This is a genomic window from Polyangium fumosum, assembly GCF_005144585.1.
Taxonomy (GTDB): domain Bacteria; phylum Myxococcota_A; class Polyangia; order Polyangiales; family Polyangiaceae; genus Polyangium; species Polyangium fumosum.
In genome coordinates this window covers 1-18,216 of record NZ_SSMQ01000123.1, presented here as the reverse complement: position 1 = coordinate 18,216, position 18,216 = coordinate 1, and the positions used below count along the sequence as shown (strand labels likewise).

At 69.5% G+C, this 18,216-nt stretch carries 9 protein-coding genes and 1 pseudogene; 7 read left to right on the top strand and 3 right to left on the bottom strand.

Annotated elements, in window-relative coordinates; genetic code table 11:
• Window positions 1–5,201 (top strand): tetratricopeptide repeat protein (locus E8A74_RS49690; RefSeq protein ID WP_232380097.1); only part of this gene is annotated, 5,201 nt, incomplete at its 5' end.
• Window positions 5,202–5,210: 9 nt separating this feature from the next.
• Here E8A74_RS49690 and E8A74_RS49685 read toward each other — a convergent pair.
• Together E8A74_RS49685 and E8A74_RS49680 are read right to left on the bottom strand one after the other, a co-directional pair.
• Complete coding sequence (locus E8A74_RS49685) at window positions 5,211–6,068, bottom strand: heme NO-binding domain-containing protein (protein ID WP_136936230.1); 858 nt, start codon at window positions 6,066–6,068, stop codon at window positions 5,211–5,213.
• A gap of 202 nt (window positions 6,069–6,270) precedes the next feature.
• Complete coding sequence (locus tag E8A74_RS49680; RefSeq protein ID WP_136936229.1) at window positions 6,271–7,878, bottom strand: serine/threonine protein kinase; 1,608 nt, start codon at window positions 7,876–7,878, stop codon at window positions 6,271–6,273.
• Between the two features lie 245 nt (window positions 7,879–8,123).
• Between E8A74_RS49680 and E8A74_RS49675 the strand changes: the two genes are divergently transcribed.
• The 6 genes and pseudogenes from E8A74_RS49675 to E8A74_RS49655 all read left to right on the top strand — a co-directional run bounded on the left by E8A74_RS49675 (window position 8,124) and on the right by E8A74_RS49655 (window position 17,321).
• Complete coding sequence (locus tag E8A74_RS49675) at window positions 8,124–9,950, top strand: DUF4215 domain-containing protein (protein WP_136936228.1); 1,827 nt, start codon at window positions 8,124–8,126, stop codon at window positions 9,948–9,950.
• Between the two features lie 50 nt (window positions 9,951–10,000).
• Window positions 10,001–11,905, top strand: a pseudogene (glgB, locus tag E8A74_RS56245) (1,4-alpha-glucan branching protein GlgB); the annotation flags it as partial.
• Window positions 11,906–13,756: a malto-oligosyltrehalose trehalohydrolase gene (gene treZ / locus E8A74_RS56240; RefSeq protein WP_232380098.1), complete on the top strand. Its 1,851-nt coding sequence runs from the start codon at window positions 11,906–11,908 to the stop codon at window positions 13,754–13,756.
• Window positions 13,753–16,239, top strand: coding sequence for a DUF3536 domain-containing protein (locus E8A74_RS49665; RefSeq protein ID WP_136936226.1), 2,487 nt, complete (start codon window positions 13,753–13,755; stop codon window positions 16,237–16,239). The genes treZ and E8A74_RS49665 overlap by 4 nt, the downstream gene beginning before the upstream one ends.
• Window positions 16,240–16,310: 71 nt before the next feature.
• Window positions 16,311–16,736 carry an MGMT family protein gene (locus E8A74_RS49660; RefSeq protein ID WP_232380096.1) on the top strand — a complete coding sequence of 142 codons (426 nt, stop codon included), beginning with the start codon at window positions 16,311–16,313 and terminating at the stop codon, window positions 16,734–16,736.
• Window positions 16,737–16,853: 117 nt separating this feature from the next.
• Window positions 16,854–17,321: a hypothetical protein gene (locus E8A74_RS49655; protein WP_136936225.1), complete on the top strand. Its 468-nt coding sequence runs from the start codon at window positions 16,854–16,856 to the stop codon at window positions 17,319–17,321.
• Here E8A74_RS49655 and istB read toward each other — a convergent pair whose 3' ends face one another.
• Window positions 17,322–18,095, bottom strand: coding sequence for an IS21-like element helper ATPase IstB (istB, locus tag E8A74_RS49650; protein WP_170229987.1), 774 nt, complete (start codon window positions 18,093–18,095; stop codon window positions 17,322–17,324).
• Window positions 18,096–18,216: the final 121 nt, after the last annotated feature.

The following is an 18,216-nucleotide window of genomic DNA, read 5'->3' as shown; positions in this document are numbered from 1 at the left end:
CGACGGGAGCCGCGCCTGCCGCTGCGCCTGCGGCTGCACCCGCTGCGCCTGCCGCGCCCGCCGCCGCGCCCGCCGAGCCCGCCACCGCGCCCGCCGAGCCGGCCGCTGCTGTTTCGAATGAGCCGTTCACGCTCGGCGTCGAGCTCACGCGTCGCGCCGATCGCATCAAGAGCGCCGATCCCGTGGCCGCAGCGCGCTCCCTCGTCGAGCGGGGTCTCGTCGAGGAGCGCGTCGAACACGATCGGATCGCGGCGCGGCGCTCGTTCGCGGCCGCGCGTTCGATCACACGCGCGCTCGGCCCGGCGTTGTCGCGGCTCCGGCACCTGTTCGAGCCCGAGGATCGGCTGGAGCGGATCTCGGTCATCGACGACGAGCTCGTGGTCGCGGAGAGCGACGCCGAGCGCGCGGATCTGCTCGTCGAGCGCGCGCGCGCCACGGCCGATCTCGGGCGCTGGCCCGAGGCGCGCGCCGCCTACGGAAAGGCCCTCGAGCTCGTGCCCGCGCATCCGCACGCGCTGCGCGGCCTGGAGGCGGTGCTGCGTCGTGAGCTCGAGCGCGCGAAGGGGCGTGATCTCGCGGAGTCGCTCGCCAAGCACCTCGAACGCATGGCCGACGCGTATGCCCCCGAGGCGGGCAAGCCCGACGGGGACGCGCGGCTCGCCGCGTGGCTTCACGTCGAGCGCGCGGCGGTCCTTGACGACATGCTCCAGCAACCGGCGCTCGCGACCGCGGCCCTCGAACGCGCCGTCAACTTCGAGCCCGCGCCGGGGCCGGTCCGCGCGGCGCTCTCGCGGCACCACGTCCGCCACGACGAGCCACGCGCGTTCTGCGACTCGCTCTCCGCCGAGGCCGAGCATGAGCTCGACGACGATCGCGCTTCGCGGCTGCTTTACACGGCGGCCCGAATCCAGTGTGAGCGATCGCGGGATCCACACGAGGCGATCTCGCTCCTCGGGCGCGCCACCTCGCGTGCGCCCGCGGGGACGCCGACTGCGCGTCGGATCCTCGTCGAGCTGAGCCGGCTGCAGGAGCAAGAAGGGGCGCTCGAGCAGGCTTCGATCACGCGCAAGCGCGAGCTCGCCATGCTGACCGGGCAGGAGGCGAACGCGCACGCGCACGTGCGGCTTTCGGAGATCTACGACGCGCTCGGGCAAGCGGAGAACGCGGCCGTTCACGCCGAGCAGGCGCTCCTGCACGATCCCGTGGACGAGTCGACGCGGGAGCGGCTCGACCGCGCGCTCCAGCGCCTCGGCCGGCACGAGCGCCGCGTCGAGGTATGGGCTGCGGAGGGCAACGCCGAGCGGCCCGCGCACCAGCGCGTCGCGTCGCTCATGCGCGCGGCCGACATCTGCGAGCGGCACCTGCGCAAGCGCGAGGACGCCATCGCCTACCTGAAGGCCGCGTGGACCATGAACCCCGGCGACGCCGCGGTCTTCGACGCGCTCACCGCGCTTCTGGAAAAGCCCGCGCGCGAGCCCGACGCGGCCGTGCGCGCGCGCATCGACCTCTACACGCAGGCCGCGCAGGCCCAGGCCGAGGCGCCTCGCAAGATCGCGCTGCTCGAAAAGCTCGTGAGCATCTGGGAGGACGAGCTCGGGCAGCCCGAACGCGCGATGGAGGTGCTCGATCAGATCCTCGCGCTCGATCCCGTGCGGCGCACCGCGATCCTCGCGATGCAACGAAACGCGCAGCGGGCCAGCGATTACCGCAGGCTCGGACAGGCGCTCGTCGCCGAGTCCGAGTTGACCGAGGATTCCGCGCTCAAGCGCAGGCTCCTGCTCCGCGCCGCGGACGTGGTCGGCGAGCGCATGGGCGATCGGGATCGCGCGATCGAGCTCGTGGATCGGGCGCTCGCCGTGAAGGCGACGGACCCGGACGCGCTGCGCGCGCGCTTCCGCCTGCTCACCCGCGCGGGCCGGAACGAGGAAGCGAAACAAGCGCTCCTCGGGCTCATCCGCAACGATCCCGCAGGGTCGTTCGGGCTGTGGATCGAGGTCGCGCGTTTCGACGAGCTGCGCCTCAAGCGCCCGCAGGAGGCCGTGAAGGCCTACGAGGAGGCCGCGCGGCTGCGCCCCGATCACCCGATGCCCGGCCTCGAGATCATGCGCCTGCTCCGCGCCACGGGCGATCATCGCCGCCTCGTCACCTCGCTGAAGAAGCTCGCCGACGGCGCCTCCGGGCCGATCGCGCGTGCGAGCTTCCTGTTCCAGGCCGCCGAGGTCGAGGAGCTCTTGCTTGGCGAAGACCAAGCCGCGCTCGCGACCCTCGCGGCCGCTGACGCGCTCTCGTCCGCCGCGGAGGGCGCCTTCGATCCGGCCGTCGTCGAGGCGATGGAACGCATCCTCGTGCGGCGCCGCGCGACCGACGAGCTCGCTGCGCTTTATGCCGGCTGGCTCGCGCGTCACCCGCCGGCGGCCGTCGACCACGCGATTCGCATCGCCTTCGCCGACGTGCTCTGCCGCAAGGATCGCCGCGAGGCCGTGGGGCTGCTCGAAGGACTCACCACCGTCGTGCCCGATCACGTCCCGGCGTTGCGCATGCTCGAGCATCTGCACAGGAGCGCGCAGGCCGTCGCCCTCGCCGATGTTCTCCGCGGGCAGGCGGCCGCCACGCGATCGGTCGTCGCCCGTACGGGCGCGCTCGCGCACCTCGTCACGCTGGAGGAGCGCATCCCGAGCGAGGTGGTCCTCGACGCGCTCGGTCGCGTCGTCGCCGAGCGCCCGGCCGACAGCAGCGTCCATGACGCGATCATCCGCATCGCCGGTCGCCTCGTCGAAGGCGCCATCTCGCCGACCTCCACGGGCCCCGCGGGCGCGCTCCTCCTCGCGTCGATCACCGCGCGCAAATCGCTCGCGCGTGATCCTTTTGCGCGCGGCTTCTTCCAGCTCGAAGAGGCGATCCTCGTCGAGGCCAAGGCCCGCGGCGGCGACGCCTCGCTCGCCCGCGCCTCGCTCGCCGGCTACCGCGACACCCTCGCGCTCTTCCCCGACAGCTTGCTCGCCGCGCGTGGCCTCGATCGGCTCGCCGGCGAGCTCGGGGATCGCTCGGCGCTCATCACGGCGAACCGCGCGCTCGCACGGATCGTCGAGGGCGCCCCTCGCCGCGCCGGACACCTCGTCCGCGCCGCACAGCTCACCGCCGAGGAGCCCGGCCTCATGGGCGAGGCCCTCGAGCTTTACGAGAACGCGCTCCGCGAAGATCCCGATTGCGAGGCTGCCGCGCGCGCGCTCGCCCGTGGACTCGCGCCCGATCCTGCGCGCCTCGCCGATCGCCTCGGCGCTGCGCTCGAACGCGCCACGTCGTCCGCGCAGATCGTCCTGCTCGGCACCGAGATCGGCCGCGCCGTCCTTCGCCATCACGAGGCCGGCGGCGCTTCGCCCGATGCGAGCATCGGCGTCGCGGCCATGCGCCGTGTCCTCGCCGAGACGCCGGACGACGTCCCCGCGCTCATGCTCACCGCGCGCCTCTACACCGCGCAGCGCCTCCCGGCCGAGGCCCGCGACGCCTGGCTGCGCATCGTCTCGATCGCGGCCGTCCCCGAGGCGCGCACCGCCGCGTACTTCGAGCTCGCGACCCTCTACGAAGGCCCGCTCGCCGACCTTCCGCGCGCCGAGCAGTGCGTCCAGGCCGTGCTCATGATGGAGCCCTCGCACGCCTTCGCGCTCGACCGCCTTTACCAGATCGCTGCCAAGCGCGGGGATCACGCGCTCGCCGTGCATGCGCTCACGCGCCTCGCGGACGCCTCGCCCGACGCACGCACCCGCGTCGACGTTTGCCTCCGCCTCGCCGAAGCGCAGCGCGAGGCCGGCGATCGTGCCGGCATCGTCCGTGCGCTCTGCGACGCCATCGCGCACGGCCCGACCGACATGCGCCCCTGGGGCGCCCTCGCGCGCCTTTACCGCGTCGAGACGCCCGACGGCGCGGCCCAGTACGTCACGGCGATCGGCCAGGTCCTCGAGATCGCCTCTGCGCGCCGCCTGCTCATCGAGCCGCGCTGGCTCACGACGATCGGCTTGCTCGAAGTCACCGTCCTCGTGCGCCCGCGCGACGGCGTCGCGCACCTCCAGCAGGCCGTCGCGCTCCCCAGCGCTGGGCCCGAGGCCCGCGCCGCGCTTGGCCGTGGCCTCGACGCCGCCAACCGCAACGCCGATGCCGTCCAGGTCCTCCGCGACGTCCTCGCGACCGACATCGACGCCCTCGCGAAGACCGGCGAGCTCTCCGCCGCGCTCGCCGCGCTCGAATCTGCGCTCGCCAAGGATGGCCGTGCCGAGGAGCGCCTCACCGTCGAGGAGGCGCGTGCTTGCCTCGGCGACGTCAAACCCGATCGCATCACGCGCCTCCGCGCGCGCCGCATGCCGCCCGACGCGCTGCCCCCCGGCGCCTTCGCGGGCCCCGAGCTCCACCGCCTCCTCGTCCCCGAGGCGCAGAGCCCCATGCTCCTCGCCGCCGCGGCCATCGCGCCCATCGCGCACAAGGCCCTGCGCTTCGAGCTGTCGAGCCTCGGCATCTCCTCGCGTGATCGCATCGGCTCGCGGGACAACAGCTTCACGTACCGCCTCGCCGATCGCATCGCCAAGAGCCTCGGCGTCGAAGGCTTCGAGCTCTACCTCTCGCAGACCTGGCAGGGCATGCCGCGCGTGTATCCCGGGGATCCGCCGGCCATCGTCGGTCCCGTCGCGTTCGCCGAGCTGCCCGAGCCCGAGCAAGCCTTCGCGCTCGGCCGCCTCTTCGTGCGGATCGCGCTCGGCCCCACCTGGCTCGACGAGCTCGCCCTCGAGTCGTGCGACGCCCTCCTCATCGCCGCCATGCGCACCGTCGATCCCGCCTTCGGCGCGCGTGACCTCGGCCCCGTGCGCGAGCAGGCGGCCCAGGCCTTCAGCGTCCACGTGCAGCGCGCCATCGGCCGCAGGCAACGCAAGCTCCTCGAAGAGCTCCTCCCCTCGGCTGCGCCCGGCTACGACATCCGCCACCTCGCCGCCGGGGTTCGTCGCAGCGAAAATCGCCTCGGGTATCTGCTCTCCGGCGACCTCGTCGCCGCGATCGATCACCTCTGCCGCATCGATCGGGACGTCGCGCGCGCGGCCGAGGATCCTCGCATCGTCGTGCTGCATCCGATCACGGGCGACCTCCTCCGCTTCGCGCTCGGCGCGCCCTCGTATGCGGAGCGGCGCCGCGTGGGCACCGTCTGGACGAACGCGTAACGCTCTCGATCAGCGCCGACGCCAGGGCTCCGACGTGTCGCCGCCTTCGCTCGGCGGCGGCGTGCTCGGCGTGCTTGGGAGGTTCGGCGCGGCGGGCAGCGACGAGATCCGAGCGGGCGCCACGCTGCTCGCCGGCGGGCTCGTCTTCGTCTCGGTCCTCCACGCCGACAGGACTTCTTGCTTCGACGAGGACGCGGGCGGCGGCGGCACCGACGGCATGTCCGAACGATCGCCGAACAGCGCGGCCTTGAGCGCCGATCGACTCATCGCTGGCGGCGTCAGCCTTCGCGCGAGACCTTGCGCGCGCTCCGTGAGCTGCGTCGTTCGTTCGAGCCGAACGGCCATCTCGCATGCGGTCGCGCCTGCGAGCATGCACCGACCTTCGTCGAGGATTACCGGCTGCTCCAGGTTCGCGCCGAGCCCTCGCACGATGCCCTTGATCAGCGCGCAGCCCTTCAGGTGCGACTGGTACACCAGCACCACTTCACCGTCGCGCCCCCAGCGCGCGGTCACCGGCGATTGGGGCGTGACGTCGCCGCTTCGTTGCGCCATCCGCTCGATGAGCTCCTCGCTGTGCACGATCACGTCGAGCACCCGCCAGCGCGGATCGATGAGGTTGCCGTAGACCTTCAGGAGATCGGACGCGAGCGTGTCGCCGAAGCTCTCCAGCACGAGGGCGGGCGACATGCCCGTCATGCGCGACATGCTCGTCGCGAGCGCGGACAGCTCTTCGCCCGGGTACGACTGGGAGGGCAGGTACACCCGTTCGGCGACGCCGGCTTCGTTCCGGATCGTCCGCCAGAGCTCCTCGCCGAGCCGTTCGCGTACGTAGTTTTGGAACCCGAGGAGAATGACGCCCAGCACCACGGCCCCCTGCCTCGCGCGTTACGGTCGCGCGAGGCGTGAATAGGTCAAGTATGCAAGATCAGCGCCCGATCCGTCTCGAACCTTCGATGCAGCGTTCTTCCGGATCCCGGCCTCTCCGCCAGCCGCTCGGTGGGACGTACGCCCACGTGTACACGCCCATTTCTGCAACGGATGGATTGCGACTTTGCAATGCACGGGCGAGCTACTTTTTGTTCCAGTCGACCTTGTCCCAGTCTCGCTTTTTGCTCTTTTTCGACGACTCGGTGCCCGTCGTCGGCGCGCCCGACCCGGCGTTCGCCTTCGCCGTGCTCGCGCCGGCCCCGGAATCGGTCGATGGCTCGTCGTGCCCGCGGAACACCGCGATGCTGACGAACAGGAGGATCAGGAACACGAGCGCTGCGATCAACGCCGGGATGAGCGGGATCTTCCGCGGCTCCGAGGGCCCTGTGGCGGCTGTCGTGATCAGGCTCTTCGCCATCGGCGGCGGCGTGTGCGCGGCCGACACGGGCGCGGGCGTCGGCTCCGACGCGCGCAGCGAGGCTTGCGCAGGCGCCGAAGGAAGCGACGCACGAGACGGGTTCGTCGCTTCGGGCGCTTGCGCCGCCGGTGCCGGCGTCGGCTCCGACAAACCCAGGCTCGCCACGCTCGCCATCACTGTCGGCCCGTACATGATCGACGCGTTTGCCTGCGCCGTCGTCGTGGATCGTGGCCCTGTCCCGGTCGGGCTGCTCGGCGGCGAGACCGTCGTCACCGCGGCCACGACCGTCGGCGCGGAGATCACGCCTGGCATCACGATGCCGATGCCCGCTGCCGTCGCCGACTCCCCTGCGCCCATCGGGGGCGGCGGCACCGTCGGCGCTTCGGTGAGATCGATGTTTGCCGGCGCGGCCGCGGGCGTCGTGATCAGCGCGGTCGGCAGTTCCCCGGCGGCGAGCTTCTCCAGCGCGTACGGCGGCGGCTCTCCGCGCAGCAGCGCGCGCACGTCGCGCTGCATCGTCGCGGCGTCCGGGTAACGCCGATCGGTGCGGAACGCGAGCGCGCGATCGACGACCATGCACACCGACGGGGACACGTCCTTCACCAGCGTCGCGAGCGGCGGCGCGGGCTCGGTCGACATCTTCACGAGGATCTCGGCCTCGGTGGTCCCCTCGTGGATGCGCCGCTTTGCGAGCAGCCGGAACATCGTCGAGCCGAGCGCGAAGATGTCGGCGCGCCCGTCGATCTCCACGCCGCGGATCTGCTCGGGCGGCATGTACGGCAACGTCCCGAGCATCGAGCCGATCTTCGTCTGCACCGCGTGTTGCGAGTTCCGGAGCCGCGCGATGCCGAAGTCGAGCACCTTCACGTGCCCGGTGTTCAGGACGAACACGTTGTCGAGCTTGATGTCGCGGTGGACGATGTTCTGGGCGTGCGCGGCGCCGAGCACCGAGAGCACTTCGTCGACGTACGTGAGGATCTCCTCGACGGGAATCGTGCCGAGCCGCTTGAAGCGCGCGGCGAGCGACTCGCCTTCGAGCAGCTCCATCACGATGAACGGCAGCCCGTCGTGGGTCGTGCCCATGAACAGGACCTCGACCGCGCCTGGGTGACGGAAGCTCGACAGGACACGCGCTTCCTGCTCGAAGCGCGCCCGCAGATCCTTCTGCCGCGCCACCTCCGGGTGGAGGATCTTCACCGCGTCGCGCCGGCCGATCTGCTGCACGCCGACGTACACGGCGGCCATCCCGCCGACGCCGATGAGGCTCTCGAGCCGCCACGTGTCGCGCAGCGTGGTCCCGACGCGCCGCTCCCAGAGCTCCCGATCCTCCATGCCCGCGCTCCGATATGACCGTTTCCGGGCGGCCTGGTCAAGCGGCGCCTTCGTGTGAGGTGGTCTCCGTGCTTCCCACGTGCTGTCGCGGGACGGAGGGACCACAAAGCTCCTGCCACAACCGAAAAACGAACGAGCCTACGGGAGATGCCACGAGAATCCAACCATTCGTGGACGGATGCGGCTAGGATGTCCCAACCGGCTTGCTTGGCGCGGGATGAAACGCTTGGAGGTGTGACGTGCGGATGCAATCGAATTCGCGGGGGCTCGCGGCGGTGATGACGCTCGCGGGGCTCGCTTTGATGGGACTTGTTGCAGGCTGTGGTGGGGACGAAGGCTCGAACACGCCGATGGGCACGGGCGGGTCGGGCGGGTCGGGCGGCATGGGCGGAGCCGGCGGCGGCGAGCCCGCGTGCGGCAACGGCGTCGTCGAGGGCACCGAGGCGTGTGACGATGGCAATACCGTCGTCGGCGATGGTTGTGAAAACGACTGCTCCTTCAGTTGCAACAACGCGAGCCCTGCCACCGGCGACGCGAAATGCGACGACGGCGATCCTTGCAACGGCGCCGAGACCTGCGGCGATAAACACGCCTGCGAGCCGGGGACGAACGCGCCCGACGGCTCCGACTGCGGCGCGGGCAAGGTCTGCAATGCGGGCGTCTGCGTCGACGACACCTGCGGCGACGGCTTCGCCAGCCCGAGCGAGGAGTGCGACGACGGCAACATCGAGAACGGCGACGGCTGTGATTCGTGCAAATTTAGCTGCGTCACCGGCGACCCGACGCGCGACTGCTCGGGCATCGATCCGTGCGTCGGCTCCGTCTGCGACGACGCCACGCATACCTGCGGCAATCCCCTCGGCGACGGCCAGGTCTGCGCGATGGATTCCGTTTGCGTGAATGGTGCCTGCACCTCCATCGTCTGCGGCGACGGCGTCGTGGATGCCGGGGAAGAGTGCGACGACGGCAACGTCGTGGACGGCGACGGCTGCCAAGCCAATTGCACGCTCCCCCCTGCGGCGTCGGTCTGCGGCAATGGCGTCCGCGAGACCGGCGAGCAATGCGACGACAGCAACACGAAGAACCTCGACGGCTGCGATTCCGCGTGCCAGTTCGAGCAGATCCAGCGCGCGACCTGGCTCAAGATGCAGTTCGGCACCGACGCCGTTTTCTGCACGGCGAACCGCCTCGGCAGCGCCATCTCCAGCGCCGCGCAGGGCCAGCTCCAGACCTCGCTCGACGACGGCGTCCTCAACGGCTCGATCAGCATCATGTTCAAGACGCTCGGTCTGAACGACCTCAGCGGCACCTCCGACCCGTCGATCGAGCTCGGCGTCCTCCAGGGCAAACCTGTCATTCCGATGGGCGCCATGTACAATGGCACGGCCGATCTCGATTGGTGGTACACGGTTGACCCGCTCTCCGTCGACGCGAACCGCAACCCGCTCGACAAGCTCACGGGCTTCATCAGCGCCAAGACGCTCACGGCGGGCCCGGGCAAGCTCTCGATCGGTGTCAATTTCGCGGGCGCGCCTGGGGCGCTCCGGATGAGCAACGCGCGGCTCACGATGTCCGTCGGCGCCGTGAGCACGCCCCTCGCGTCGACCGGCAATACGCCGGGCCACCTCGCCGCGGAGAACCTCGACCCGGCGCTCCAGAGTTATGCGAGCAATGGGCAACCGAACGACAACGGCGCTGGCAAGCTCTGCGGCAACGTCAGCGCGGCTTCGCTCGACCAGATCCCGGTCCCTGCCGACCTCATCGCTGGCGGCTCCATCGCGTGCGGCCAGGGATATACCGCGCAGAACTCCTTGCTCGACGTCATCGTCGGTGGATGCACCGTCTTCGGCATCGTCATGGTTATCACGCCCACGCAGCCCGATCAGGCTGATCTGAGCGTGCCGGTCGCCGGCGCGGGCGGACCCTACACGCTCACGGTAAACGGCATGACGAAGGCGGTCAGCGGCTGCCGCGACATGAACAACCAGACCGTCGACGTCAATACGTGCCTCAACGCCGCGACGTACTCGTCGTTCTTCAAGTTCGCGACCGGCCGCGTCATCGCGAAATAGGGCGATTCCCCTCTTCCCCCCTCCCGCGGTTTCGACTAACCGATTTCCTCATGGAGCTCGGGACCGCGGTTCGTCATGACGTTACTCGCCTCACCGAGGAGGACATTTACCTCTTCGCCGAGGGCACGCACACGCACCTCTACGAGAAGCTCGGCGCGCACCCGATGACCGTGGACGGCGTCCAGGGCACTTGCTTCGGCGTATGGGCCCCGGACGCCGAGCGTGTCTCCGTCGTTGGAGATTTCAATGGCTGGGACCGCGAGGCCCACCCCCTCGCGCGTCGCGGCGGCTCCGGCATCTGGGAGGGGTTCGTCCCGGGCGTCGGGAATGGCACCGTCTACAAGTATTTCATCGCCTCCCGCTTCCATGGGTACGTCGTCGAGAAGGCCGATCCGTTTGGCTTCCGGCACGAGATCCCGCCGCAGACCGCGTCCGTCGTGTGGGACCTCGCGTCGCTCGACAAGGCGCCGCAGAAGCCTCGCCAGAAGCGCACGCGCCACGACAAACCCGTTTCGATCTACGAGGTTCACCTGGGCTCCTTCCGCCGCGTCGTCGAGGATGGAAATCGCCCGCTCACCTACCGCGAGCTCGCGGACGAGCTCCCCGAGTATGTGGCGCGCATGGGCTTCACCCACGTCGAGCTCTTGCCCGTCATGGAGCACCCGTTCGGCGGCTCGTGGGGCTACCAGATCACCGGGTATTACGCGCCGACCTCGCGTTTCGGCGGCCCCGACGATTTCCTCCACCTCGTGAATGCCTTCCACGACGCTGGCATCGGCGTCATCCTCGACTGGGTCCCCTCGCATTTCCCCTCCGACGAGCACGGCCTCGGGTATTTCGACGGCACGTACCTCTTCGAGCACGCCGACCCGCGCAAGGGCTACCACCCCGACTGGAAGAGCCTCATCTTCAATTACGGCCGCAACGAGGTGATGAGCTTCCTCCTCTCGAACGCGCATTTCTGGATCGATCGGTATCGCGCCGACAGCCTGCGCGTCGACGCCGTCGCCTCGATGCTCTACCTCGATTACTCCCGCAAGCACGGCGAGTGGATCCCGAACCGCTACGGCGGCCGTGAGAACCTCGAGGCGATCGATTTCCTCCGCCGCCTCAATGAATCGATCTCCCGCGCCTTCCCGGAGGTCCAGACCATCGCCGAGGAGTCCACCTCCTGGCCCATGGTCTCCCGCCCTGCGTACGTCGGCGGCCTCGGGTTTGGCTACAAATGGGACATGGGCTGGATGAACGACACGCTCAAGTACATGTCGAGCGACCCGGTCTATCGCAAGTTCGTCCACAACCAGCTCACGTTCCGCATGATGTACGCGTTCAGCGAGAGCTTCGTCTTGCCGCTCTCGCACGACGAGGTCGTCCACGGCAAGGGCTCGCTCGTCGGCAAGATGCCCGGCGACGAATGGCAAAAATTCGCCAATCTCCGCCTGCTCTTCGCGTACATGTGGGCCCAGCCGGGGAAAAAGTTGCTCTTCATGGGCGGCGAGATCGCCCAGAAGCGCGAGTGGAACCACGAATCGAGCCTCGACTGGCACCTGCTCGACGAAGGGCCCTACCACGCCGGCATGAAGCGCTTCGTCCAGGCGATGAACCGCCTCTACCGGGACTATCCCGCCCTGCACGAGCTCGACACGAGCCCCGATGGGTTTCAGTGGATCGATTGCAACGACGCCGACCACAGCGTCGTCGTCTTCTACCGCCGCGCCCGCTCCACCGACGCCCTCGTCCTCGTCGCCCTGAACTTCACGCCCATGCCGCGCCAGCGATATCGGGTCGGCCTGCCCCGCGGCGGTCGCTGGAAAGAGCTCGTCTCCAGCGACGCCCTGGAGTTCGGCGGCAGCGGCATGGGCGGCGGCGGCGACGTCGTCGCGGAGAACATCGAATGGCATAGCCGGAAAAACTCCGTCGAGATCACCCTCCCGCCCCTCGGCGCCGTCTTTTTCGTGCACGAGGGACTCGCCGTCTCCGAGCGCCCGCTCGGCGCCGTCCACCTCGGCGAGGACCGCGCCCGCTTCCGCGTCTGGGCCCCGAACGTCGACAAGGTCGAGCTCGTCCTCCAGGGCAACGTCGAGCGCCGCATCCCGCTCGAACCCGAGGCGAACGGCTATCACCAAGCCCTCGTGGACGGTATCGCCCCCGGCGCGCGGTACCATTACGACCTCGGCGGCGGCAAGCTCCGCCCCGATCCGGCCTCGCGCCTCCAGCCCGAGGGCGTCCACGGCCCGAGCGAGGTCGTGAAGAGTTTCTCCGACCATACCCCTGGCTGGACCGGCCGCCCGCTCGACGAATACGTCATCTACGAGCTCCACGTCGGCACCTTCACCCCCGAGGGCACGTTCGACGCCGCCATTTCGCGCCTCTCGTACCTCCGCGAGCTCAGCATCACGGCCGTCGAGCTCATGCCCGTCGCTGCGTTCCCCGGCGCGCGCAACTGGGGCTACGACGGCGCGTATCCCTTCGCCGTCCAGGCCTCCTACGGCGGCCCCGAGGGCCTGCGCCGCTTCGTCGACGCTTGCCATTCGGAGGGCATCGCCGTCGTCCTCGACGTCGTCTACAACCACCTCGGCCCCGAGGGCACCTACCTCGCCGATTTTGGCCCGTATTTCGCCTCCTATTCCCACACGCGCTGGGGCGACGCCCTCAATTTCGACGGCGCGCATTCGGACGAGGTCCGCAGGTTCTTCATCGAGAGCGCGCTCCATTTCGTCACGCAGATGGGCATCGACGCGCTCCGCCTCGACGCCGTCAATGCGATCGTCGACAACGCCCCGCTCTCGTTCCTCGAAGAGCTCGGCGAGGCCGTTCACCACCGCGCCTCCGAGCTCGGCCGCCTGGTCCACCTCATCGCCGAGAGCGACGACAACGACCCGCGCCTCGTCACGCCCACGTTCCAGGGCGGCCACGGCCTCGACGGCGTCTGGAACGACGACGTCCATCATGCCCTCTTCGCGCTCCTCTCCAGCGAGCGCGTCGGCTACCTCCAGGACTTCGGCCTCGTCGAGCAGCTCGCCAAGACCTTCCGCGAGAATTTTGCCTTCACCGGGGAATACTCCAGATATCGACAGCGCCGCCGCGGCCGCCCGGCCGCGAGCATCGACCCGCGGCGCCTCGTCACCTTTGTCCAGAATCACGACCAGGCGGGAAATCGCCCGCGCGGCGAGCGCATCTCCGCGCGGGTCTCCTTCGAAAAGCAGAAGCTCGCGGCCGCTGTCGTCCTGCTCTCGCCCTTCCTGCCCCTGCTCTTCATGGGCGAGGAATACGGCGAAACCGCGCCCTTCCCCTATTTCACGAGCCACGGCGACCCCACGCTCGTCGAGAATGTCAGGAAGGGCCGCGCGAAGGAGATGGCCCGGCTCGGCTATGCGGAAGAGCCGTTCGATCCGCAAGACGAGGCCACGTTCCGCCGCGCCAAGCTCGATTTCAAGCTCCGCACCACCGGGGATCACGCAAAGCTCCTCGCGTGGTACAAAGAGCTCCTCCGGGCGCGGCGCGACATCGGCGCCTTCGCTGCGGAGGGCGGGCGGCAGGCCGTCGCCTTCGAGGACGAGCGCCTCCTCTACGTGCGGCGCTGGAACCGTGATTCCGAGGTCTTCGTGATGTACCATTTCGGCGACCACCCCGTCACCGTCACCTTGCCCGTGCCCGCGGGCACGTTCCGCCGCTCGCTCGCCTCGTCCGAGGCCCGCTTCGGCGGAAAGGGCGAGACCCACGCCCCCGAGGAAATCACGTCGACGGGCGTCGTCCGCGTCCCCCTCGGCCCGTCCGAGGTTGCGCTTTACGTGAGGGCTCGATGAAGTCTCCCGAACGGTACGTCTGCGTCCACGGCCATTTTTATCAGCCCCCGCGGGAAAACCCCTGGCTCGAGGCCATCGAGCAGCAGGACTCGGCCGCGCCCTGGCACGACTGGAACGCGCGTATCACCGCCGAGTGTTACGCGCCAAACGCCGCCGCGCGGGTCCTCGACGGGGAGGACCGCATCACGCGCATCGTCAACAACTATTCGCGCATCAGCTTCAATTTCGGCCCCACGCTCCTCGGGTGGATGGAGCACCACGCGAAGGAGACCTACCGGGCGATCCTCGCGGCGGACGAGGCGAGCGCGCGCCGCTTCGGCGGGCACGGCTCGGCCATGGCCCAGGCCTACAACCACCTCATCATGCCGCTCGCGAACCTGCGCGACAAGGTCACGCAGGTCCGCTGGGGCATCGCCGATTTCGTCGCGCGGTTCCGCCGCAAACCCGAGGGCATGTGGCTCCCCGAGACGGCCGTCGACACCGAGACCCTGGAGATCCTCGCGGCCGAGGGCATTGCGTTCACGCTCCTCGCGCCTCGCCAGGCCGCGCGCGTCCGACGCATCGGCGGCAAGGAATGGATCGACGTCCGCGGCAGCCGCATCGACCCCTCGATGGCCTACCGCGTCGAGCTCCCCTCGGGCCGCTCGATCGCCGTCTTCTTTTACGACGGCCCCGTCTCCCAGGCCGTCGCCTTCGAACGCCTCCTCGCCAATGGCGAGCATTTCGCCGGCAGGCTCGCCTCCGCGTTCGACAGCAAGCGCACCTTCCCGCAGATGGTCCACATCGCCACCGACGGCGAGACCTACGGCCACCACCATCGATACGGCGAGATGGCCCTCGCCTGGGCCCTCGGCCACATCGAGGCGCACGGTTTGGCCAAATTGACCAATTACGGCGAGTTCCTCGAACGCCACCCCCCGACCCATGAGGCCGAGATCCTGGAGCGCACCTCCTGGAGCTGCGCCCACGGCGTCGAGCGATGGCGCGCCGATTGCGGCTGCCGCTCCGGCTCGCCGCACGGATGGAACCAGTCCTGGCGCAAGCCCCTCCGCCATGCCCTCGACGTCCTCCGCGACGAGGTCGCGGGCCCCTTCGAGCGCGCGGCCGAGCGCCTCTTCCACGACCCCTGGGCCGCGCGGGACGCCTACATCGAGGTTGTCCTCGATCGCACCCCGAGCACCCTCGCGCGGTTTTTCGCGGCGCACGCGGCGCGCGCCCTCGCGGCCGAGGAGCAGAGCGAGGCCCTCTCGCTCCTCGAGCTCCAGCGCAATGCGATGCTCATGTACACGAGCTGCGGCTGGTTCTTCGATGACCTCTCGGGCATCGAGACCGTGCAATGCCTCCAGTATGCCGGCCGCGTCGTCGAGCTCGGCGAGGCGCTCTTCGGCCGAAGCCTCGAAGGCCCGTTCCTCGAACACCTCGAAAAGGCCCGCAGCAACCTGCCCGAGATGGGCGACGGCCGCCGCGTGTGGGATCGCTTCGTCACCCGGGCGCGCGTCGATCTCCCGGCCGTCACCGCCCATTTCGCGACGAGCCTCGTCCAGGACGGCCCCCCGAGCACCTATTGTTACGACGTCCACGTCGAGGGCCTCGAAACCCACGAACGCAATGGCGCGAAGCTCCTCCTCGGCCGCACCCGCGTCACGAGCCGCCTCACGCTCGCCTCGGAGTCCCACGACTTCAGCGTCCTTCACCTCGGCGATCACCGCGTCGCGGGCGGCGTTTTGCGGGACCCCGAGGGCGACGACCTCATCGAGCGCCGCGCCGAGCTCGTCCGCACCTTCGAATCGGGCGACATGGAGGGCACGATGCGCCTCTTCTACCGTCGGTGCGACCGCACGATCGACTCGCTCGACGCGGTTTTTCGGGACGATCAGCGCCGCATCGTCGAGCGCCTCCTCGCGCCCACGCTCGCCGAGGTCGAGGCGGCCCAGCGGACCCTCTTCGAGCGATATGCGCCGCTCCTCCGCCGCCTCGCGCCTTTGCGCAGCCCCACGCCGCGCTCCTTGCTCGTCGCGGGCGAGCTCGTCCTCGGCGCCGACCTCTTGCGCGCCGCGGAGCGCGTCGCGCCCGACGTCCTCTCGATGCGGCGCCTCCTCGCGCAGGCCAAGGAACAGGACCTCCACGTCGATCGGGCCGCCGTGACCTTCACGCTCGGCCAGAGCCTCTCCGCGCTCGCCGAGCGCCTTCGCGAGCGGCCCACGGATCCGCTCCTCCTCGCGGATCTCGACATGGCCGTCGAATTCGCCCACCGCGCCGGGTTCCCCGTCGACCTCTGGAAAACACAAAACGTGTTTTACCGACTCGCACATACGATCTACCCCGAGATGCGCACCCGCGCCGACGAGGGCGACGCCGCGGCGCATTCGATGTGCCTCGCGTTCCAGAGCCTCGCCGAGCGGCTCCGTGTCCGCCTGCCCGACGGCGCCGCGCTCCCGCGCCTCCGCTCCCTGCGCGGGGAAGAAATCGAGGAAATCCCGTGAGCACACGGGCGCCTTTGAAATCGAAAAAGAAGCCGGCAAAAAAGGCTACGAAACCGCCTGCAAGACGGCCCGTGAAAGCGCGGGCCCGCATCTCGCGCGCCGAGCCTGCCGACGCCGTGGAGCCCGTCTCCTGGTGGGAAGACTTCTACCGCGTCGTCCGTCGCATCCCACGCGGCCGTGTTACCACCTATGGCGTGGTCGCCGCCCTCGGCGGACACCCGCGCTCGGCGCGCCACGTTGGATTCGCGCTCGCTGCGCTGAAGGACCCCGACGGGAACAGCCGCGTCCCCTGGCAGCGTGTCCTCGGCAGCCGCCCTCGCAATCGCGCCGCCGTCACCATCAAAGATCCCATCAGCGGCGCCCTCCAGCGCGCGCTCCTCGAATCCGAGGGCGTCACCTTCGATGCGCGCGGAAATGTCTCGCTCGACCGTTTCGGCTGGGCGGGCCTCGGCGCGAAGAAGCCTACGGCTGCGCCTCGCAAACGCGCACGCGCCTGAATCCTCGCTTTCGGTCCGAATCTTGCCATCCTTCGACGCCTGGATGCATTCGTTGCGTCTGTATCCGACGTGGCCTCTGCGCCACCACGACTTTTCATGCATCGAGGCTGGCACACCATGACCCACGCGAAGAACCCTTCCCCTCTTTCGCTTGCGCTTTTCACGCGAATTCTGCGCGCCGCGGGGCTCACCGCGGGCGCGACCTTCGCCGTCGCGGCGGCGGCGTGCGGCGGCAACGTGGTCATTGATGCGGGCACGGGCGGCACGGGCGGCACGGGCGGCACGGGCGGCACGGGCGGCACGGTCGGTGCCGGTGGCATGATGCGCATTCCGCTCCACATGGGCACCCGTTCCGCTGGCACCTGGGCACCCGTTCCGGCGCACGTGGGCACCCTCGGAGCGAAGCGACGTTCCCCTGGCCGTGCCCTCGGCGCATGGTGCTCGGGAGCACGATCGGAGCGGAGCGACGACTCCACCGCCGGCAGCCATCACCTCCTGGACCACCGACCCGACCAAGCCCGCTTCACGCCCATCGGAGCGAAGCGACGACACCTGGGTTCATTGCAGCGAGGGACGCATCGATGATCAGCCCTCGTTTCCTTCGGTCCTCTCTTCCTTGCTCTTTCCCTCCAATCCTTTCCTTTTCCTGATCGATCCGCCCTTCAGCGAGAGCACGTGCGCGTTGTGGACCAGCCGGTCGCAGATCGCGTCGGCGAGCGTGGGGTCATTTTGCATTTCGTGCCAAGTTTTCGTCGGCACCTGGCTCGTCACCACCGTCGAGCAGCGGTCGTAGCGGTCGTCGAGCACCTCCAGCAGGTCGCGCTGCTCCATGCTCGTCAACGGCGCGATGAAGAGGTCGTCGAGCACCAGCACGTCGAGCTTCGCCAGCCGCGAAAGCGTCGCCGCGTACGAGCCGTTCGCGCGAGCGATGGCGAGCTCGTCAAGCAGCCGCGGCGCGCGCACCCGCAGCGCTCGGTAGCCGCGGCGGCAAGCGGCCTCCGCGAATGCGGCGCCGAGGTAGCTCTTGCCCGTCCCCGTCAGGCCGATGAGGATGATGTTTTGCTTCGCGCTCACCCAATGGCACGTCGACAGCGAGCGCACCACGGCCCTGTCGACCCCGCGCGAAGGCTCGCACCATACCTCCTCCATGCACGCCTGCATCCCGAGCTTCGCGTCCTTGATGCGGCGCGAGATGCGGCTGTTCTCGCGCGCCGTCCATTCTCGATCGATCATGAGCCCCACGCACTCCTCGACCGACAGCGCACTTCCCGCGGCCTTGTCCAAAAGCTCCCGAAACGCTGCCGCCATGTGCGGCAGCTTGAGCTTCGTCATCTTCTCGATGGTCTCTTCGACGATCATCACCTCTCTCCTCGTTCTCCCTGCGGCAACACGGGCTCCACGCACGCGCCCGGCGGAGGGCGCGACCATGATGTCTTCAATCGATCGAGCAGCTCTGCGACCGTCCTCGGCGCGTTCGCCT